Below are 19610 nucleotides of genomic sequence, written 5' to 3' on the forward strand. Positions count from 1 at the left end.
GATATAACATCGGGCTGTTCCTTCGACAACCGGACCGTGCCATGAACGCCAAGGCAGATGCGCCCTTCGTACCCCTGAACATCGCTGTATTGACCGTCAGCGACACCCGCACCCTCGAAACCGATACCTCCGGCCAGGTCTTCGTCGACCGCCTCACCGCCGCTGGCCACGCCCTGGCCGAGCGCGTGCTGCTCAAGGACGACCTCTACAAGATCCGCGCCCAAGTCGCCCACTGGATCGCCGAAGACGTGGTGCAAGTTGTGCTGATCACCGGCGGCACCGGCTTCACCGGCCGCGACAGCACCCCCGAGGCCGTCAGTTGCCTGCTCGACAAACAGGTCGATGGCTTTGGCGAACTGTTCCGGCAGATCTCCGTCGCCGACATCGGCACCTCCACCGTGCAGTCCCGCGCCCTGGCCGGCCTGGCCAATGGCACGTTGGTGTGCTGCTTGCCGGGTTCCACCAATGCGGTGCGCACCGGTTGGGACGGCATCCTCGCCGAGCAGTTGGACAACCGCCACCGCCCGTGCAATTTCGTGCCGCACCTGAAACAGGCCGAGCCTTGTGAATCCCGTGGGTAAGCCTGGCAAGACCGGCACCCTGATGCCGGTGGAACAAGCACTGCAACAGCTGCTGGCGATGGCCGAGGCCGCGCCGATCCGCGAGCGCAATACCTTGCCCCTGGCCGACTGCGACGGTCGTGTATTGGCCCAGGACCTGGTCTCCACGCTTGACCTGCCGCCGTGGCCGAACAGTGCCATGGACGGTTACGCCGTGCGCCTGTCGGACTGGACCGGTGAGCCCTTGGTGGTCAGCCAGCGCATTTTTGCGGGCCAGGCGCCGGAACCTCTGGCCGCCGGTACCTGCGCGCGCATCTTCACCGGCGCACCGGTACCTGAAGGGGCTGACTGTGTGGAAGTGCAGGAAAACGCGGTGGTCCACGCCGACGAGCGCGTGAGCTTCACCGAGCCCTTGCACGTCGACCAGAACATCCGCCCCCGAGGGCAGGAAACCACCGCGGGCGAGTTGGTCTTGACCGTCGGCACGCGCCTGGGCCCGATTGAACTCGGCCTGGCGGCGTCCCTCGGGCATGACCGTCTTGACGTTATTCGCCGACCGCGCGTGGCCGTGCTGTCCACCGGTGACGAGTTGATCGAACCCGGTTTGCCGCTGGGGCCGGGCCAGATCTACAACAGCAACCGACGGGTGCTGTGTGCCTGGCTTACGCGCCTGGGCTGTGAAGTGATCGACGCCGGCATCCTGCCTGACGACCTGGAACAGACCCGCACCCGCCTGGCGAGCCTGGGCGCGGTCGACCTGATCCTGTCCACGGGCGGTGTGTCGGTGGGCGAGGCGGATTTCCTTGGCATCGCCCTGCGTGAAGAGGGTGAGTTGGCGTTGTGGAAACTGGCGATCAAACCGGGCAAGCCGCTGACGTTCGGCCACTTCCGTGGCGTGCCGGTGATCGGTCTGCCGGGCAACCCGGCCTCGACGCTGGTGACGTTCGCGCTGCTGGCGCGCCCGTACCTGTTGCGCCGTCAAGGTGTGCAAGACGTCGAGCCGCTGCGCTTTGAAGTGCCGGTGGGGTTCACTTGGCCCAAACCCGGCAACCGCCGCGAATACCTGCGCGGGCGTATCGAGCAGGGCAAGGCGATCATCTACCGCAACCAGAGCTCCGGCGTACTGCGCAGTGCGGCGTGGGCGGAGGGGTTTGTGGAGGTGTTGGAGGGCACGACGCTGGAGAGGGGTGACCGGGTCAATTTCATCCCACTAAGCGAAGTCCTGAACTGACCGCTGACCCCAATGTGGGAGGCAGCAAGCCCTAATGCCAGTCAGTTAAGAAGCAGCAAGAGCGAAAAGTAACCCGTGGCGAGGGAGCTTGCTCCCGCTGGACTGCGCAGCAGTCCCAGTCTTTTGAAACAAAGAGCTGGGGCCGCTTCGCGACCCAGCGGGAGCAAGCTCCCTCGCCACGGGTACGGTGCTCACCCTCAGCTGACTCGCATTAGGGCTTGCCCCCTCCCACATTGAGATCTTCATAGGCCTCAGTAATCGTCGCCGCGCTCGGTGATGTCGCGCTCCACCGGCCCTGCATCCGGGTCATACCCCACCGGAAACTTGCCCTTCAGCGTCCATGCAAACGCAATGATCTCGGCAATTGTGCGGTACAACTCTTCCGGAATGCTGTCCCCCAGTTCCATCCGCGCCAGCAGCTTCACCAGCTCGGCGTTTTCATAGATGGGCACTTCATTTTCCCGCGCCAGCTTCAGGATGGCTTCGGCCAGGGCATCGTCGCCCTTGGCCGTCAGGGTCGGCGCCTGCTGGCCGTCGTACTTGAGGGCAATCGCCTGGCGCGGTGGGTTGGCGTTCTTCATGCGGTCTCATCCACCCAGCGTTGCTCCAATCCGGTTTTTGGCCCGCGTGGCGGGGTGCCGAGGTGGCAGTCGAGGTCGCCGACGTTAAGGCCCGACGTCACCAGGCGCTCGCGCAGGGCGCCCAGGTGGCTTTCGATCAGGCTGGCGGTAAACGGCCGCGTCGCCCACAGCTGGCTGGAGAGTTTGCCCTGCGTCAGTTGCGCCTGGACCTGCAACGGCCCCAGCGGCTCCATGTCGAAGGCCAGTTCGACGCGCCAGAGCATCTGCTTGGCGTCCTTCTTGTCCTTGCGTTCGGGTTGGTCCTTATCCGGCGGCGGTTCCTCGCGCTGGAACTTGACTTGCAGCGGCACGATGTCTTGCAACGTGCGCATCGGGATTTCCAACTGCCAGGTGCTTTGCAGGCGGCCGTCGGCGGTGGTGCCGGTCTGCTCCAGGCTCGACAGCTGATGGCTCTGCAACCGTGAGATCGCGCCGGCGGCCAGGCGCAGCAGGTTTTCCAGGTCACCTTCGCCTTCCAGTTTCGCCATCAACCGCTCGGGCAACGGGAAACCGGCGGGTATCTGCCGGGCGCTGACCTGGCCGAGGGTGTTCAGGGGGCTGCGCACGAAGTTGGGTAGCACCTGGGCCAGGGTGTTGGCGGCGAGGATGGCATTCATATTGGTACTGGCGGGCAGGGCGGGCAGTAAGTCGGCGACCAGGCGCAGCAGCGCGCCTTTCATGTCCAGCGGTGGGATCTGCGGGTTTTGCCCGGCAAGCAGTTTGGCTTCAAGAAATGCGCCGCTGTTCTGGATGACTTGCGCCAGTACCTTGGGGTTGCTCACTTGCGCCAAGTCCGGCAAAGCGGCCAACAGACGGTCGGCGGCGGCGCGCAGGTCGGCGGAGGTACTGTCGCCACGGGGCAGGTTCTGCAGCGCGGTGAACACCGCATCCAGCGAGCCTTGGCGGCTTTGCTGGGTCGACAATTGCTGGGTGACGGCCAATTGATCCTTGAGCCCGCTCAGCGGCACAAAACTCAGGGTCTGTGCGTTCTGCACCACGGCGCTGAGCAAGCTGCCGACGCGCAGGGGTTGCGGGCTTTCCACGGTCAGGGTCGCGCCTGCCAAGGCATTGTTGAGCACGGTGACCAGCGAGCGGTAGATCGCCGGTTGCGCCGTGCCCTGGGGCAGCATTTGGGTGGTCAGTACCTTGGCCTGCAACAGTGTGCCCACCGGCATCTGGTTAGTGTCGATACGGGTGAGGGCGGCGACATTGGCGCTCAAGGCCTGCTGCAGGCTGAGGGTCAGGTTGCCAGTAGACGTCTGGCTCACCGCCACATTGCTGCCCAACGGCAGCGGCTGGGGGCTGGTCGCCTGTACCAGGGTCTGGCGGCCGCCTTCAAGGGTCAGTTTGAGCAGCAACTGGAAGGCTTCACCGCCTTGTTTAAGGGCGATGACCTCGGCGTTCGCGGTTTTCCCAGGGTCGATCAGGCCGATCTGCGGCTCCAGCAGTTTCAGCAACTCGCCGGTTGCAGGCGCAGGGCCGGGCCCGGCCGCCGGGGCGGGTGGAAGCGTAGGAAGGTTGATCTCACCGGTCATCGCGCGCGTCGTCTCTGGGGAAATTGCCCTCTTTAGAGTAGGGCATCACATGTATAATGCCGCCCGTCTGCAAAGAGAGCGCTAAAAACCTCACAACTATTTGATCCAGCTCTCTAAAATCGGTCGCCAAAGCCGTTATTGTGCATTTCTCTTTAACGGCCGCTGCACCGCCGACTTGAACCGTAAAGGCCCGCGATCTTTTGACCAGCCCTCTTCTTGAAGCCATAGCGCTTGCCTGTGAACGCGACCTGCGCCTGCTGTTCGAGCACCTCGAACTGCGCCTGGCCGGCGGCGACATGGTGCAGGTCAGCGGCCCCAACGGCAGCGGCAAGACCAGTTTGCTGCGCCTGCTGGCCGGCTTGATGCAGCCGACGGCGGGTGAAGTTCGGTTAAACGGCAAGCCCCTCAACGCACAACGCACTGAACTGGCGCGCAACCTGGTCTGGATCGGCCACGCCGCCGGCATCAAGGATGTGCTCACCGCTGAAGAAAACCTCAGCTGGCTCAGCGCCCTGCATCATCCCGCTTCCCGCGAGGCCATCTGGCAGGCCCTGGCCGCTGTCGGCCTCAAGGGATTTGAAGACGTACCCTGCCATACCCTGTCCGCCGGCCAACAGCGCCGCGTGGCCCTGGCGCGTCTGTACCTGCCGGGCCCGCCGCTGTGGATCCTCGACGAACCCTTCACCGCCCTCGACAAGCAAGGCGTCGCCCAATTGGAAGAACACCTGGCCCAGCATTGCGAACAGGGTGGCCTGGTTGTCCTCACCACCCATCACACGCTCAATCGCAGGCCCATCGGTTACCGTGATCTGGACCTGGGGCGGTGGTCAGCATGAGCGTGTTTGCCCTGCTGGTCGCCCGCGAAGCACGGTTGTTGTGCCGTCGTCCGGCCGAATTGGCCAACCCGCTGGTGTTCTTCGCGATTGTGATCGCGCTGTTCCCGTTGGCGGTGGGCCCAGAGACTAAACTGTTGCAAACCTTGTCCCCAGGACTGGTGTGGGTGGCGGCGCTTTTATCAGTGCTGCTCTCGCTGGACGGGCTGTTTCGCAGTGATTTCGAAGACGGTTCCCTCGAACAGTGGGTCCTTTCGCCGCACCCTTTGCCACTTCTGGTACTGGCCAAGGTGCTGGCACACTGGGCTTTTTCCGGCCTGGCGCTGGTGCTGCTCTCACCGTTGCTGGCGATGATGCTAGGGTTGCCCACCGAGTGCCTGCCGGTGTTGCTCCTGTCTTTGTTGCTCGGCACGCCAACCCTCAGCCTGTTGGGCGCGGTGGGCGCGGCGTTGACCGTGGGTTTGAAGCGCGGCGGCCTATTGCTGGCCCTGCTGATTCTGCCGTTGTACATCCCGGTGTTGATCCTGGGCAGCGGCGCCTTGCAAGCCGCGCTCATGGGCATGCCGGCGACCGGTTACCTCTTGTGGCTGGGTAGCCTGACCGCCCTGGCGGTAACCCTGACACCCTTTGCTATAGCGGCCGGCCTGAAGATCAGCGTCGGCGAATAATGAGGTCTGACCAAGACGTTATGTTTTAGTCAGTAAAGACCCTACGCTTCTTGCAACGACAAGAAGCAACCGTGATGGAAACAGCAATGAACTGGACCTGGTTTCACAAGCTCGGCTCGCCCAAATGGTTCTATGGCATCAGTGGCAAACTGCTGCCGTGGTTGAGCGTCGCCGCCGTGTTGCTGATCGGCATCGGCCTGGTCTGGGGCCTGGCCTTCGCGCCGCCGGACTACCAGCAAGGCAACAGTTTTCGCATCATTTACATCCATGTTCCTACCGCGATGCTGGCGCAGTCCTGCTACGTGATGCTGGCGGTGTGCGGCATCGTCGGCCTGGTGTGGAAGATGAAACTCGCCGATGTGGCCCTGCAATGCGCTGCGCCCATCGGTGCGTGGATGACCGCCGTGGCGCTGGTCACCGGCGCGATCTGGGGCAAGCCGACCTGGGGCTCGTGGTGGGTGTGGGATGCACGACTGACGTCCATGTTGATCCTGCTGTTCCTGTACTTCGGTCTGATTGCCCTGGGCAACGCGATCAGCAACCGTGACAGTGCCGCCAAGGCCTGCGCGGTGCTGGCCATCGTCGGCGTCATCAACATCCCGATCATCAAATACTCGGTGGAGTGGTGGAACACCCTGCACCAGGGCGCCACCTTCACCCTCACTGAAAAACCGGCGATGCCCGTGGAAATGTGGGCGCCGCTGCTGCTGATGGTGCTGGGTTTCTACTGTTTCTTCGGTGCCGTGTTGCTGCTGCGCATGCGCCTCGAAGTGCTCAAGCGTGAAGCCCGCACCAGCTGGGTCAAGGCCGAAGTGCAAAACAGCCTGGGAGCGCGCGGATGAGTTTTGCTTCTTTCAGTGATTTTCTCGCCATGGGCCACCACGGCCTGTATGTGTGGACGGCCTATGGCATCTGCCTGGCGGTGCTGGCCCTCAACGTCGCCGCGCCGATCCTGGCCCGCAAGCGTTACCTGCAACAAGAGGCGCGACGTCTGCGCCGGGAGACCGAAAAGTGAATCCGCTGCGTAGAAAGCGTCTGTTGATCATCCTTGCGATTCTGGTGGGCGTCGGCATTGCCGTCGGCCTGGCCTTGAGCGCCTTGCAGCAGAACATCAACCTGTTTTACACGCCCACGCAGATCGCGAATGGCGAAGCGCCGATCGACACGCGCATCCGTGCCGGCGGCATGGTGGAGAAGGGCTCGCTCAAACGCTCCGGCGACTCCCTCGACGTGACCTTCGTCGTCACCGACTTCAACAAAGCCGTGACCATTACTTATCGCGGCATCCTCCCGGACCTGTTCCGCGAAGGCCAGGGCATCGTCGCCCTGGGCAAGCTCAACGCCGACGGCGTGGTGGTGGCCGACGAAGTGCTGGCCAAGCACGATGAAAAGTACATGCCACCGGAAGTGACCAAGGCCCTGAAAGACAGCGGCCAATCCGCGCCAACGCCTGCCAAGGAGGGCTAAGCCATGACGTCCGCACTGTTTATTCCAGAGCTGGGCCAGTTGGCGATGATCCTCGCCCTGTGCTTTGCCATCGTTCAGGCCGTGGTGCCGTTGCTCGGTGCCTGGCGCGGCGACCGCTTGTGGATGAGCCTGGCGCAGCCGGCCGCCTGGGGCCAATGTGCCTTCCTGGTGTTCGCGTTCGGTTGCCTGACCTACGCCTTCATGACCGACGATTTTTCCGTCGCCTATGTGGCGAATAACTCCAACAGCGCGTTGCCCTGGTACTACAAGTTCAGCGCCGTGTGGGGCGCCCACGAAGGTTCGTTGCTGCTGTGGGCGTTGATCCTCGGCGGCTGGACCTTCGCGGTGTCGGTGTTCTCGCGCCAGCTGCCGCAAGTGATGCTGGCCCGCGTATTGGCAGTGATGGGCATGATCAGCATCGGCTTCCTGCTGTTCCTGATCATGACCTCCAACCCGTTCACCCGCATCCTGCCGCAGATCCCGGTGGACGGGCGCGATCTCAACCCGCTGCTGCAGGACATCGGCCTGATCGTGCACCCGCCGATGCTCTATATGGGCTATGTCGGTTTCTCCGTGGCCTTCGCCTTCGCCATCGCCGCCTTGCTCGGCGGGCGCCTCGATGCGGCCTGGGCGCGCTGGTCGCGGCCGTGGACCATTGTCGCCTGGGCCTTCCTCGGGATTGGTATCACCCTCGGCTCCTGGTGGGCCTATTACGAACTCGGCTGGGGCGGCTGGTGGTTCTGGGACCCGGTGGAAAACGCCTCGTTCATGCCTTGGCTGGTCGGCACTGCGCTGATTCACTCGTTGGCGGTCACCGAAAAGCGCGGTGTGTTCAAGAGCTGGACGGTGCTGCTGGCCATCGCGGCATTTTCCCTCAGCCTGCTCGGCACCTTCCTCGTGCGTTCGGGCGTGCTGACCTCGGTGCATGCGTTCGCGTCCGACCCGGAGCGCGGCGTGTTCATCCTGATCTTCCTGCTGTTTGTGGTCGGCGGCTCCCTGACGTTGTTTGCGTTGCGCGCGCCAGTGGTCAAGAGCCAGGTCGGCTTTAACCTGTGGTCGCGGGAAACCCTGTTGCTGGGCAATAACCTGGTGCTGGTGGTGGCCGCTTCGATGATCCTGCTCGGCACCCTGTACCCGTTGGTGCTGGACGCCTTGAGCGGCGCCAAGCTGTCCGTCGGCCCGCCGTATTTCAACGCGTTGTTTATCCCGTTGATGGGCCTGCTGATGGTGGTGATGGCGGTGGGCATGCTGGTGCGCTGGAAAGACACCCCGGTGAAATGGCTGGCCGGCATGCTGATGCCGGTGCTGCTCGGCAGCGTGGCCTTGGCGGTGATCGCCGGGTTTGCCTATGGCGACTTCAACTGGGCGGTGCTCGCGACCTTCCTGCTCGCCGCCTGGGTGTTGCTGGCCGGCGTGCGCGACATCTTCGACAAGACCCGTCACAAAGGCCTGGTCAAAGGCCTCCCGACCCTGACCCGCAGCTACTGGGGCATGCAGATCGCCCACATTGGCATCGCCGTGTGCGCCCTTGGCGTGGTGCTCTCCAGCCAGAACAGCGCCGAGCGCGACTTGCGCCTGGCGCCGGGCGAGTCCATGGACCTGGCCGGTTACCACTTCATCTTCGAAGGTGCCAAGCACTTCGAAGGGCCGAACTTTACGTCAGACAAAGGCACCGTGCGTGTCGTGCGCAATGGCAAGGAAATCGCCGTGCTGCACCCGGAAAAACGCCTATACACCGTGCAGAGTTCGATGATGACCGAAGCCGGCATCGACGCCGGTTTCACCCGTGACCTGTATGTGGCGCTGGGTGAACCGTTGGGCGAGGGTGCCTGGGCGGTGCGGGTGCATGTGAAACCGTTTGTGCGCTGGATCTGGTTCGGCGGCTTGCTTACCGGCTTTGGTGGTTTGCTGGCCGCGCTGGACCGACGGTATCGGGTCAAGGTCAAGAGCCGGGTGCGTGAAGCCCTCGGTCTGCAAGGAGCGGCGGTATGAAGCGTTGGTTGATGGTCGTACCACTGGCGATGTTTCTGGTGGTGGCGGTGTTCCTGTATCGCGGCCTTTATCTGGACCCGGCCGAGCTGCCGTCGGCCATGATCGGCAAGCCGTTCCCGGCGTTCAGCCTGCCAACGGTGCAGGGCGACAAGACCCTGACCCAGGCCGACCTGCTGGGCAAACCGGCACTGGTCAACGTGTGGGGCACCTGGTGCATTTCCTGCCGCGTCGAGCACCCGGTGCTGAACACGCTGGCCGAGAAGGGCGTGGTGATCTACGGCATCAACTACAAGGACGACAATGCCGCGGCCTTGAAGTGGTTGGCTGAGTTCCACAACCCGTACCAACTGGACATCCGCGATGAAGACGGCAACCTCGGTCTGAACCTGGGCGTCTACGGCGCCCCGGAAACCTTCTTCATCGACGCCAAGGGTGTGATCCGCGACAAGTACGTCGGCGTGATCGACGAAGTGGTGTGGCGCGAGCAACTGGCCGCCAAATACCAGGCACTGGTCGATGAGGCCAAGCCATGAAGCGTCTGTTAGCCGCTGCGTTGCTGGCGCTTGGACTGGTCGGCGTGGCCCACGCCGCCATCGACACCTATGAATTCGCGAAGGACGGGGACCGCGAGCGTTTCCGCGAACTGACCAAGGAACTGCGCTGCCCCAAGTGCCAGAACCAGGACATCGCCGACTCCAACGCGCCCATCGCCGCCGACCTGCGCAAAGAGATCTTCCGCATGCTGGGGGAGGGCAAGGACAACCAGCAGATCATCGACTTCATGGTCGACCGCTACGGTGATTTCGTGCGCTACAAACCGGCCCTCACCGGCAAGACCGCGCTGCTGTGGTTCGGCCCCGCCGGGCTGTTGCTGGCGGGCGTGGTGGTGATGGCGGTGATCGTGCGCCGTCGCCGTGCTGCGCCGACCGATGGTTCCGACGCGCTGTCCCCCGAAGAGCGCAAACGCCTCGACCAATTGCTGGACACCAAGACTGATGATTGATTTCTGGCTCGCAGCCGGCTTGCTGCTTCTGATTGCCCTGAGTTTCCTGTTGATCCCTGTCCTGCGCGGCCGCCGCGCCCAGCGTGAAGAGGATCGTACCGCGCTGAACGTGGCGCTCTACCAAGAACGCGTGGCCGAGCTGCAAGTGCAGCAGGACGAAGGCGTACTGAATGCCGCGCAACTCGACACCGGCCGCGCCGAAGCGGCGCGTGAATTACTGGCTGACACGGAAGGCGTGGAAAAACCCCGTGAATCGCGCCTGGGCAAGCCACTGCCATTTCTGGCGGCGTTCTTGGTGCCGGTCCTGGGGGTTGCGCTGTACCTGCATTACGGGGCCAGCGACAAGGTTGAACTGACCCGCGAATTCTCCCAGCCGCCGGTGTCCATGGAAGACATGACCCACCGCCTGGAACGCGCCGCCGCTGCCCAACCGGACTCGCCGGAAGGCTTGTACTTCCTCGGTCGCGCCTACATGGCCCAGGACCGTTCCGCCGATGCCGCCAAGGTGTTCGAACGCACCGTGGCGCTGGCCGGGCGCCAGCCGGAACTGCTCGGCCAGTGGGCCCAGGCGCAGTATTTTGCTGACAACAAACAGTGGTCGCCCAAGGTGCAGGCGCTCACCGACGAGGCGTTGAAGCTCGATCCGAAGGAAGTCACCAGCCTCGGCCTGCTGGGTATAGCTGCCTTTGAAGGCCAGCGTTATCAAGAGGCTATCGACTACTGGAATCGTCTGTTGGCCCAGCTGCCGCCGCAAGACAACTCCCGCGCAGCGCTTCAAGGTGGCATTGACCGCGCTGCCGAGAAGCTCAAAGAGAGTGGCGGCACCGTTGCTCCTCAAAAAAACGTGATGAACGTCCGCGTGGACCTGTCCGCCGACGTGAAAGCCAAGGCCCTGCCCACCGACAGCGTATTTATCTTCGCCCGTGCCGTGAAAGGCCCGCCGGCACCGCTGGCCGCCAAGCGCGTCACCGTCGCCGAGCTGCCCATCACCGTCGAACTCGGCGACGCCGACGCGATGATGCCGCAGTTGAAACTGTCCAACTTCCCTGAAGTCCAACTGGTTGCGCGCATATCCCGGGCCGGTCAACCGACCACTGGCGAATGGATCGGCCGCAGCCAACCCCTGGCCAGCACCACCACTGCCTTGCAGCAGCTGACCATCGACAGTCCGGACAAGTAACTCGAGGAAACGCCTATGACCGCATTTGCACGCATCACTTTGCTCAGCCTGGTACTGGGCCTGAGCGCCTGTGCGGTCCACCGCCCACCGCCCGGGCCCACCGGCCCGACCATCCCACCGTCAGGCCCATCGACCCAGCCGAGCACCAAACCCTCCGGCCCGGTTACCCCGCCACCGAAACCCGTGCCGACCAAATCGCCGACCTTCGCCCCACCACCGGGCGCCGCCAGCCACTGGGACGGCAAGATGCAGGTGTACGTGCTGGAAGACCAGCCCGACACCTTCTACCGCCAGCGCACGTACTACCGCTGGAGCAACGGTTGGAGCCGTTCGATCAGCCCGAACGGGCCTTGGGAAGAGACCGACGTGCAGGGCGTGCCACCGGGGCTAAGCAAGCAGTACGCGCAATGACAAAAGGCGACCTTCGGGTCGCCTTTTTCTTGCCAGTGAAACGCCTTCTCCAAGCCAATGAAGATCAACTGTGGGAGCCGGGCTTGCCCGCGATGGCGGTGTGTCAGGCACCGAATCAATTGCAGCTAAACCGCCATCGCAGAGGTGCGGCGATCCGACAAGCCAATTCCCACAGGAGACCTCATCGGCTGTCAGACCACCGGACACGCCCGATTCAGCGCTTCATCCACCCACAACTGCGCAATCTCAATCATCTGCACCACCGCCAGCACCTGCTTGCGGCCCGAGCCATCCAGATGCTCGGCACAGTCGTAAGCACACACGGTTGCGGATTCCAACATCTCGCTGGCATTGCTCAAGGCTGCGTCGATGCTTAGGCCGGGGCGGACGGTGAAGATGAGATTGGGTGAGGTTTGCGGCGTGTCATCCGACGTGGATGGCGGGGGATTTGGAGTAACTTTTTTCATGCAGTAAATCTCCATTCAGTTGGAGCTCACCCCCTCCGCGACCAAGCAGAAGGGTGGCGAGCTGTACGCAGGTTGGTCGACCAGGGAATGGAAACCCGGCAGGGCCTAAGCCCTCCCACGCACAGCTCGCCATAACGCGAGCACAATAATGCCGCTTGCGCGGCCCTGTGCGCCATTCTAATCCAGGCGACCAAGCCTGATCGCTGATGAGCAGCGACCGAGAGAGGCTAATGGCGCGTTATAGCAATTGCAAGTCACAGAGGTTGTAGGAACAGTCGCGTTGAGAGTTGGCTTTTTTTGATGGTGTTGAATTTGTCGGATGTATCCTACATATATAGATAAGTACAAAGTCAGATCGCTCGTTTAATTGCTACCTATCCGTTTGGCTAGCTATTTTTTTTGGGATTAATCCGTTAGCTTAAAAGTATTCTCCTGGTTTGTGGGGCTTGAGATGAAGCTAGCAGATATCGGTAATACGCCATTTTTAGAGTTGGCGACCGTTTCTTCGAATGGAAACAGGTGTTTTTCTAAGTTCGAGTTTTTGAATCCGTCTGGAAGTCATAAGGACAGAACTTATTTAAATATGGTCAGTCGGTTGGAAGAGGCGGGCTTTATTGAGCCCGGCATGACCTTGGTAGACTGCTCAACTGGCAATGGTGGTGCGGCACTCGCATGGATAGGTAAGTTGAAGGGTTATGATGTTAAAATATTTATGCCCGAAGGAATGACTGAAGAGAGAAAGGCACAAATACTCTCTTTTGGTGCAGAGATAGTTGAAACTCCCAAGGAGGGTTTTCTATTAGGTGCAGTCCTTGAGGCCAAACGTTATCTGGCTGAATGTTCTTCAGGTGGGCATTATTTTCTAGATCAATCCAATAGTCTGTTGAATAGAGAGGCTTGGAGTGTCTGTGGGAATGAAATAGTGACGTCGCTGAAAGCTATGAGTGTGATACCTGATTTTTTCGTGTGTTCAATCGGGACTGGCGGCACGTTCTCAGGTATTGCCGAGGTGTTGAGGCGAGAGTACGGAAACATAAAAACCGTAGGGATAGAAGTCAGCAGTTCTGCGCCATTGTACTCAGAAAGAAATAACCTGCATTTTGAGCACTGTTCTCATAACTTAATGGGGCTGGGAGCTGGGGTATTATCGGTTAATACAATATCCGAACTTATTGATGAAGTGAGAGTGGTGAATGGCTCTGATGCTTGGGCTCGAATGAAGCGATTTATTAGAGAGGAAAAAATTTCAATAGGGCCGACCTGCGGTGCGAATTTATTGATTTGTGAGGAGCTTGCTAAAGACTTTTACGGAAAAAATATTATTACTTTGTTTTTTGATGGTTCGTGGAAGTACGTAAGTCGTTGGGATGGAGTTTACCCTGAATACAGTGAGGTGGCTGATGCTACTTGAAGAAGTCTATAAAAAAGCGAAAGTTGTGAATTCTGGTAAGTCATTGACAACGGTAAACGAATTTACCGATCAGATACCTGCTTTGCGGCCTGCTGTGTTAATTGAGGTAGCCCAGAATTTAATCAGGCTGATGGACCTTGATGTTTCGAAGATTGTGACTGAAGAAGATAAAGGTGCTCCCCTTGCCACGACCATTTCTTTGTTGACGGGTATTCCGATGGCTATGGCAAGGTGGTACCCGTATAGCCTTGGAGATGTAAATGAACAGGTAGTCAATATTGACTCAGAGTACTTTCAGGGGAAGATGTATCTTAATGGGATTGATGCGGGAGATAAGGTCACAATAATTGATGATACGTTGAGCACTGGTGGCGCTGTAATTGCCATGGTCGAGGCGGTTCAAGGTGCGGGAGGCCAGTTGGTTGATGTTATTTGTGCTGTTGAGAAAATGGGGAATGGTGGTTTTAAGAATGTTCAGGCGAAAACGGGAATTAGGGTTAAAACACTTATAAAGATAGTTGTGGAGGATCAAAGTGTGCGTGTGGTTTGAATGTGCCCGCTAACAAATTTGAGTGATTTAAGCCCATGCTGCGGAAAGGTATCGTCATTGGTTTGATTTTTTGCTTGATGAGTGCGGCGTTCGACGTATACGTAGCGTTCGTGACACAGGCTGTTGATACGCTTTTAGTTGTTTTTTATTGTTTTATAGCTTCTACAGCTTTATTTTCCACATACGCGTTGTGTCGAGATGCGAGCTCGTTGTATTTGAAGCTTCAAGGGCAATGGTGGTTAATTGGTCTCGTGAATATTTCTGTACTGCTCAACTGGGGCGGCCTATTTTATGCCCTTCGTTATCTTGAGCCCGCCGTCGTTGGAGTAGCCTCGGTAGCCTGTGGTCCGGCACTCACGTTAATTATTTCTCTGCTCGACAAACGCAACCCAAAAGCTGCTCTTGCCGACGCACTTGTATCCTGTCTGGTGCTCATTTCGGTTGGGATCATGCTGTTCAACTCCTTCACGGGCGATAGTGGTATCGCCACCACCACCGTGGGGCAGCGGTTGATGGGGATCACCAGCGTGATGGCCTGTGCCCTGGGCACTGTCATGTACACAGTATTTTCAAAGAAAATGTTTGCTCGGCAGTGGGCCATTTATGAAATCCTGGCCGTCAGAAACATCGCCATGATCGCTGTTTGTGTCATCGCAATTCCTGTGGCGGGGGGAAGTTTTTCCATTAATCGAGAGTTAATTCTGCCCATGTTGATCCTGGTGGTGATCGGCCATTTATTGCCGATTTACTTGATCCAGAAAACCATCTATTACCTCACTCCGATCCACGTATCTCTGGTGTTGCTGACCCTTCCGGTATTTGTCCTGTTACTCCAGTACCTGGATGCCCGAGTGGCGTTTTCCGTGGCAAGTGTTGCGGCCGTCAGCATCATTGTGCTTTTGCTGTTGGGGCGGGCCTTGTACGCAATGAGGAGGGCGGTACCATGATTAAAGTAGTGGTGGTCGACGGATTTTCATCCGGTAAATTTGTCGCCAAACGACTGAACGAAGAGGGGTGCTTGCTGATGCATGTGGCCTCATCCGGCAGTTTGGATCGTTACTATTACAAGGGCTTCGACCAAACGCTGTATGACCAGATGATCGTCAATATCGATCTCGCAGCGACGGTGGCGAGTGTCGAGCATTTCGAGCCTCAGTTCATCATCGCCGGTGCCGAAACCGGTGTGCTGCTCGCCGACCAGTTGAACGAGCGACTGCAGCTGCCGTATCGCAATGATTTCGACAAAACCCATGCCCGTCGAAACAAGTACGAGATGATCCAGTGCATTACCCAGGCGCAATTACCCGCCGCACGACAGTTCCTCGCCAGTACCTGGGACCTCGCACAAGGCTGGATCAACACCCACGGGCGTTTTCCTGTGGTAATCAAACCCCTTGAGAGTGCAGGAGCGGATGGGGTGTTTGTTTGCGAGGACATGGACGCTTGTGAGATCGCCGTGAAAAAGCTGTTGGGGACGACAAACCGATTGAATATCCCAAACACCCAGGTCTTGATTCAGGAGTACCTGGCCGGGTTGGAGTATGTGGTGAATATGGTCTCCCTGGACGGCCAGCAGCTCGTCACTGAAGTCGTGCGCTATCAAAAGCAGCGCACGCAGGGGGGCGGGATCCTCTATGACATTGACGAGTTAATCGGGCCCGACTCGGCGGTCTATTCGGTATTGGTGGATTACACTCGGGCCGTAGTGCGATGCTTGGGTATCCACAATGGACCCAGCCACGCGGAGGTCATGTTCACCGAGGACGGGCCGAAATTGGTGGAAATTGCAGCCCGTACCGATGGCATTCTTCGCCCGGGCGTATCCAGGCAAACCACTGGTCTTGGGCAGATTGATGCGGTGGTGTTATCCATCGTCGAACCTGAACATTTTACGCAGCGGCTGGTTAAAGGAGAGCATTATCAACTGTTGCAACATACCTACAATGTTGGCCTGATCAACCGCTTGGAAGGCTATTTCTATAAGGACCAGTTCCTGAGCGAGCTGCGCAAGCTGGATTCTTTTTATGAAGCGGCTTTTTACGTTGAGAACGGTGAGCACATAGGCGCGACCCATGACGTTTTCAGTCAGCCAGGGACTGTCTATCTGGTTCATGCGGACCGTGCAGTTATCGCAGCAGATTACCGCAGAGTGCGCGCACTTGAGTTGCAGGGAAGCTATATAGGGAGGCGTTGAAGTTTGCGCCGTTGTTCATTTTCTCATGCCGCTTTCAACGAGACGGACCTCATGCATCTCCACGTCATACGCCACGGCGAAACCTGGGCCAACGCCGAGCACCGCTACCTCGGCGCACTCGATCCGGAATTGACCGAGCGGGGCAGGGCACAGGCCGTCTCTCTGAGCAAGAACCTGCCCTGCGGCATCGACGTGTTGATCGTCTCCCCACGTCTGCGAGCCCAGCAAACGGCGCAGATTCTTAATCAGGCTTTGAACCTTGAACCCGTGACGATGGACAGCTTCCGCGAGCGCGATGTGGGTGTTTTCGAGGGTTTTGAACTGAAGAGGCTTCCGACTGTTTCGCCCTTCGAATCTCACTGAAACACCTCCGACCCCTGTGGCGAGGGAGCTTGCTCCCGCTGGACTGCGCAGCAGTCCCGATCCCGTCACGTTCTATCCACCTGACACACCGCGCCCTTCGGTTTCGGGGCCGCTTCGCAGCCCAGCGGGAGCAAGCTCCCTCGCCACAGGGGGTTGCGGTCACATTCCAACCTTTCACAAAACCTTCATCCAGCCGACCCCCTCCAGTCATGTGCAAGTAATAGCACTGACACCTCCCGCGCCTACTGTCGTTTGAACTCAACCGCAGCCATCCCCTGGCTGTTCAAACAAGACAGAGAAGCCCATGACGCACGCTATCCATGTCGATCACTTGAACAAGACCTTTGCGAAGAAGCCTGCGTTGGTCGACCTCGAACTCACCATTGCCGCTGGTGAGATGGTCGCGCTGATTGGCGCTTCCGGTTCCGGCAAGTCCACGTTGTTGCGCCATTTGGCGGGCCTGGCCTGTTGCGACAAGCGCAACGGCGGCAGCGTCAAGGTGCTCGGCCGGGAGGTGCAGGCCAGTGGACGCTTGAATGGCAAGGTGCGGCGGTTGCGGGCGGACATCGGCTACATCTTCCAGCAGTTCAACCTGGTCAATCGCCTGAGCGTGCTCGACAACGTGCTGCTCGGGTGCCTGGGCCGGATGCCGCGCTGGCGTGGCAACCTGGGGCTGTTCAATGCCGAGGAGAAGGCGTTTGCCATGGCGTCGCTGGCGCGCGTCGGCCTGGCCGATCTGGCCGCGCAACGGGCTTCGACCTTGTCCGGCGGCCAGCAGCAGCGCGTGGCGATTGCCCGTGCGTTGACTCAGCGGGCCGAGGTGATCCTGGCCGACGAACCGATCGCGTCCCTCGACCCGGAGTCGGCGCGCAAGGTCATGGAGATCCTCGCCGACATCAACCACCGCGACGGCAAGACCGTGGTGGTGACCCTGCATCAAGTCGATTACGCCATGCGTTATTGCCCGCGTGCCGTGGCTCTGAAAGGCGGGCGCATTCATTTCGACGGGCAGGGCAGTTCGATGAGCAGCCAGTTTCTCAACGATTTATACGGTGCCGACGTCGACACCAGCCTGATGTGTTCCGACCAAACCCGCCGTGCCGAAGCGCCCCCTCGGCTGGCCTTGGCGCGCGCTTGAAACCCTACTCACGACCCACAGGAGTCCCGTCCATGTTGAACCGTATCGGCCATGTGTTTTTGTCTGCCGTGTTGCTGGCCAGTGTCGCGCTGGGCAACGCCCACGCCGCTGACAAGGTGATCAATTTCGGCATCATGTCCACCGAGTCTTCGCAGAACCTCAAGAGCATCTGGCAGCCGTTCCTGGATGACATGCACAAGAAGACCGGCCTGACCATCAACGCCACCTTCGCCTCCGACTACGCTGGCCTGATCCAGGGCATGCGCTTCAACAAGGTCGACGTGGCCTGGCTGGGCAACAAGGCCGCGATGGAAGCGGTGGACCGTTCCAACGGCGAGATCTTCGCCCAGACCGCTGCCGCCAACGGCGCCGCCGGTTACTGGAGCGTGCTGATCGTGCGCAAGGACAGCCCGATCAACAACGTCGACGACATGCTCAAGAATGCCAAGAACCTGACCTTCGGCAACGGTGACCCGAACTCCACCTCGGGCTACCTGGTGCCGGGCTACTACGTGTTCGCCAAGAACAATGTGGACGCCGCCACCGCGTTCAAACGCACGCTGAACTCCAGCCATGAAGTCAACGCCTTGAGCGTGGCCAAGGGGCAGTTGGACGTGGCCACCTTCAACACCGAAAGCTGGGACCGCCTGGAAGTCACCCAGCCCGACAAAGCCGCGATGCTCAAGGTGATCTGGAAATCGCCGCTGATCCCGGCCGACCCGATGGTGTGGAGCAAGGCGCTGAGCGACAGCGAGAAAACCAAGATCCGCGATTTCTTTGCCAACTATGGCGACACCGATGAAGAGAAGGTGGTGCTGAAGAACATGCAGCTGGGCAAGTTCCTCGCCTCCAACGACGACCAACTGTTGCCGATCCGCCAGCTGGAGCTGTTCAAGCAGCGCACCACGATCAGCGCTGACAGCAAGCTGGACGCGGCCGACAAGGCCAAGAAGCTCGCCGACATCGACGCCGACCTGGCGAAGCTGCAACAGCGCATCTCCGAGCTGGACAAGAAAACTGCGGTCAACGGCTAATCCCCCGCCTGTATGCGGAGTGCTTTTGGGGTGAGGGGGCTTGTCTCCCTCCGGGTTCACAGCAGAGCCATTGGGGCTGCTGCGCAGCCCAGCGCGGGGCAAGCCCGCTCACCACAGAAGCCAGGCTCACCACAGAAAGCCCACTCATACACATTGATCGAGAGTGACCCATGACTACCTTGCACGCTGAAGCCGTCGGCAAACGCACGTGGCCGCAATACCTCGGCTGGGGCCTGTTCCTGGTCTTGCTCGCCTGGGCCTGGCACGGCGCGGAAATGAACCCGCTGGCGCTGTACCGCGACTCCGGAAACATGGCGACCTTCGCCGCCGACTTCTTCCCGCCGGACTTTCACGAGTGGCGCTCCTACCTCAAGGAGATGATCGTCACCGTACAAATCGCCCTCTGGGGCACGGTGTTGGCCATCGTCTGCTCGGTGCCGCTGGGCATCTTGTGCGCCGACAACATCACCCCCTGGTGGGTCCACCAACCCCTGCGCCGGGTGATGGACGCCTTCCGCTCCATCAATGAAATGGTCTTCGCGATGTTGTTCGTGGTCGCCGTCGGCCTCGGCCCTTTCGCCGGTGTATTGGCCCTGTGGATCAGCACCACCGGCGTGCTCGCCAAGCTGTTTGCCGAAGCCGTCGAAGCTATCGATCCAGGCCCGGTGGAAGGCGTACGTGCCACCGGCGCGAGCGCCCTGCAGGAAGTGATCTACGGCGTGATCCCCCAAGTGATGCCGCTGTGGGTGAGCTACGCGCTGTACCGCTTCGAAGCCAATGTCCGCTCGGCGACGGTGGTGGGCATGGTCGGTGCGGGCGGGATCGGCGTGATCCTCTGGGAAAACATCCGCGCCTTCCAGTTCGTACAAACCTGCGCGGTGTTGCTGGTGATCATCGTGGTGGTGAGCGCTATCGACGTGTTGTCCCAACGCCTGCGCAAGCAGTTCATCTGA

At 60.1% G+C, this 19610-nt stretch carries 23 protein-coding genes; 20 read left to right on the plus strand and 3 right to left on the minus strand.

Annotation, left to right across the window (positions count from 1 at the left end; genetic code table 11):
• Positions 1–41 precede the first annotated feature (41 nt).
• The gene (moaB, locus tag ACI512_RS12805; protein WP_012723028.1) at positions 42–581 is read left to right on the plus strand and encodes a molybdenum cofactor biosynthesis protein B; all 540 of its coding nucleotides are present in this window, start codon (positions 42–44) and stop codon (positions 579–581) included.
• Positions 565–1791, plus strand: coding sequence for a gephyrin-like molybdotransferase Glp (gene glp / locus ACI512_RS12810; protein WP_236383080.1), 1227 nt, complete (start codon positions 565–567; stop codon positions 1789–1791). The genes moaB and glp overlap by 17 nt, the downstream gene beginning before the upstream one ends.
• A gap of 251 nt (positions 1792–2042) precedes the next feature.
• On the opposite strand, the gene ACI512_RS12815 is transcribed toward glp, so the two are convergent.
• Together ACI512_RS12815 and ACI512_RS12820 are read right to left on the minus strand one after the other, a co-directional pair.
• Positions 2043–2372 carry an EscU/YscU/HrcU family type III secretion system export apparatus switch protein gene (locus ACI512_RS12815; RefSeq protein ID WP_046035741.1) on the minus strand — a complete coding sequence of 110 codons (330 nt, stop codon included), beginning with the start codon at positions 2370–2372 and terminating at the stop codon, positions 2043–2045.
• The gene (locus ACI512_RS12820) at positions 2369–3946 is read right to left on the minus strand and encodes a flagellar hook-length control protein FliK (RefSeq protein WP_093546094.1); all 1578 of its coding nucleotides are present in this window, start codon (positions 3944–3946) and stop codon (positions 2369–2371) included. The genes ACI512_RS12815 and ACI512_RS12820 overlap by 4 nt, the downstream gene beginning before the upstream one ends.
• Positions 3947–4146: 200 nt before the next feature.
• Between ACI512_RS12820 and ccmA the strand changes: the two genes are divergently transcribed.
• The 10 genes from ccmA to ACI512_RS12870 all read left to right on the plus strand — a co-directional run bounded on the left by ccmA (position 4147) and on the right by ACI512_RS12870 (position 11500).
• Positions 4147–4782 (plus strand): cytochrome c biogenesis heme-transporting ATPase CcmA, encoded by a 636-nt coding sequence (gene ccmA / locus ACI512_RS12825; protein ID WP_064052913.1) that lies wholly within the window; start codon positions 4147–4149, stop codon positions 4780–4782.
• Positions 4779–5447 carry a heme exporter protein CcmB gene (gene ccmB / locus ACI512_RS12830; protein WP_012723033.1) on the plus strand — a complete coding sequence of 223 codons (669 nt, stop codon included), beginning with the start codon at positions 4779–4781 and terminating at the stop codon, positions 5445–5447. The genes ccmA and ccmB overlap by 4 nt, the downstream gene beginning before the upstream one ends.
• Positions 5448–5533: 86 nt before the next feature.
• Positions 5534–6289, plus strand: coding sequence for a heme ABC transporter permease (locus ACI512_RS12835; RefSeq protein ID WP_012723034.1), 756 nt, complete (start codon positions 5534–5536; stop codon positions 6287–6289).
• Positions 6286–6462, plus strand: a complete 177-nt coding sequence (gene ccmD / locus ACI512_RS12840; RefSeq protein ID WP_003172771.1) for a heme exporter protein CcmD — start codon at positions 6286–6288, stop codon at positions 6460–6462. The genes ACI512_RS12835 and ccmD overlap by 4 nt, the downstream gene beginning before the upstream one ends.
• Entirely contained in the window at positions 6459–6914 is a 456-nt protein-coding gene (gene ccmE / locus ACI512_RS12845) for a cytochrome c maturation protein CcmE (protein ID WP_012723035.1), read from the plus strand. Before ccmD ends, ccmE begins: the two co-directional genes overlap by 4 nt.
• Before the next feature lie 3 nt (positions 6915–6917).
• Positions 6918–8906, plus strand: a complete 1989-nt coding sequence (locus tag ACI512_RS12850) for a heme lyase CcmF/NrfE family subunit (protein ID WP_250948547.1) — start codon at positions 6918–6920, stop codon at positions 8904–8906.
• Entirely contained in the window at positions 8903–9439 is a 537-nt protein-coding gene (locus ACI512_RS12855; protein ID WP_046035737.1) for a DsbE family thiol:disulfide interchange protein, read from the plus strand. Before ACI512_RS12850 ends, ACI512_RS12855 begins: the two co-directional genes overlap by 4 nt.
• Positions 9436–9909 carry a cytochrome c-type biogenesis protein gene (locus ACI512_RS12860; RefSeq protein ID WP_064052911.1) on the plus strand — a complete coding sequence of 158 codons (474 nt, stop codon included), beginning with the start codon at positions 9436–9438 and terminating at the stop codon, positions 9907–9909. Before ACI512_RS12855 ends, ACI512_RS12860 begins: the two co-directional genes overlap by 4 nt.
• The gene (gene ccmI / locus ACI512_RS12865; protein WP_236383837.1) at positions 9902–11089 is read left to right on the plus strand and encodes a c-type cytochrome biogenesis protein CcmI; all 1188 of its coding nucleotides are present in this window, start codon (positions 9902–9904) and stop codon (positions 11087–11089) included. The genes ACI512_RS12860 and ccmI overlap by 8 nt, the downstream gene beginning before the upstream one ends.
• Positions 11090–11104: 15 nt before the next feature.
• Positions 11105–11500, plus strand: coding sequence for a hypothetical protein (locus ACI512_RS12870; RefSeq protein ID WP_064052909.1), 396 nt, complete (start codon positions 11105–11107; stop codon positions 11498–11500).
• A gap of 191 nt (positions 11501–11691) precedes the next feature.
• On the opposite strand, the gene ACI512_RS12875 is transcribed toward ACI512_RS12870, so the two are convergent.
• A complete protein-coding gene (locus tag ACI512_RS12875; protein WP_236383752.1) occupies positions 11692–11967 on the minus strand; it encodes a DUF6124 family protein in 276 nt (91 codons plus the stop codon).
• A 451-nt stretch (positions 11968–12418) separates the two neighbouring features.
• Here ACI512_RS12875 and ACI512_RS12880 point away from each other — a divergent pair, with 451 nt between their 5' ends.
• The 8 genes from ACI512_RS12880 to phnE all read left to right on the plus strand — a co-directional run bounded on the left by ACI512_RS12880 (position 12419) and on the right by phnE (position 19610).
• Positions 12419–13378 carry a cysteine synthase family protein gene (locus ACI512_RS12880; protein ID WP_405121837.1) on the plus strand — a complete coding sequence of 320 codons (960 nt, stop codon included), beginning with the start codon at positions 12419–12421 and terminating at the stop codon, positions 13376–13378.
• Positions 13368–13928 (plus strand): phosphoribosyltransferase family protein, encoded by a 561-nt coding sequence (locus ACI512_RS12885; RefSeq protein ID WP_236383755.1) that lies wholly within the window; start codon positions 13368–13370, stop codon positions 13926–13928. The genes ACI512_RS12880 and ACI512_RS12885 overlap by 11 nt, the downstream gene beginning before the upstream one ends.
• A gap of 35 nt (positions 13929–13963) precedes the next feature.
• On the plus strand, positions 13964–14875 hold the full coding sequence (locus ACI512_RS12890) for an EamA family transporter (RefSeq protein WP_405121838.1): 912 nt from the start codon (positions 13964–13966) through the stop codon (positions 14873–14875).
• On the plus strand, positions 14872–16122 hold the full coding sequence (locus ACI512_RS12895; protein WP_236383757.1) for an ATP-grasp domain-containing protein: 1251 nt from the start codon (positions 14872–14874) through the stop codon (positions 16120–16122). Before ACI512_RS12890 ends, ACI512_RS12895 begins: the two co-directional genes overlap by 4 nt.
• A gap of 51 nt (positions 16123–16173) precedes the next feature.
• Positions 16174–16485, plus strand: a complete 312-nt coding sequence (locus ACI512_RS12900) for a histidine phosphatase family protein (protein WP_250948540.1) — start codon at positions 16174–16176, stop codon at positions 16483–16485.
• 304 nt (positions 16486–16789) lie between these two features.
• On the plus strand, positions 16790–17623 hold the full coding sequence (phnC, locus tag ACI512_RS12905; protein ID WP_405121839.1) for a phosphonate ABC transporter ATP-binding protein: 834 nt from the start codon (positions 16790–16792) through the stop codon (positions 17621–17623).
• A gap of 32 nt (positions 17624–17655) precedes the next feature.
• Positions 17656–18657 (plus strand): phosphonate ABC transporter substrate-binding protein, encoded by a 1002-nt coding sequence (gene phnD / locus ACI512_RS12910; protein WP_236379189.1) that lies wholly within the window; start codon positions 17656–17658, stop codon positions 18655–18657.
• Positions 18658–18827: 170 nt separating this feature from the next.
• The gene (phnE, locus tag ACI512_RS12915) at positions 18828–19610 is read left to right on the plus strand and encodes a phosphonate ABC transporter, permease protein PhnE (protein WP_012723051.1); all 783 of its coding nucleotides are present in this window, start codon (positions 18828–18830) and stop codon (positions 19608–19610) included.

This window comes from Pseudomonas petroselini, assembly GCF_045037875.1.
In the GTDB taxonomy this organism is placed as follows: domain Bacteria; phylum Pseudomonadota; class Gammaproteobacteria; order Pseudomonadales; family Pseudomonadaceae; genus Aquipseudomonas; species Aquipseudomonas petroselini.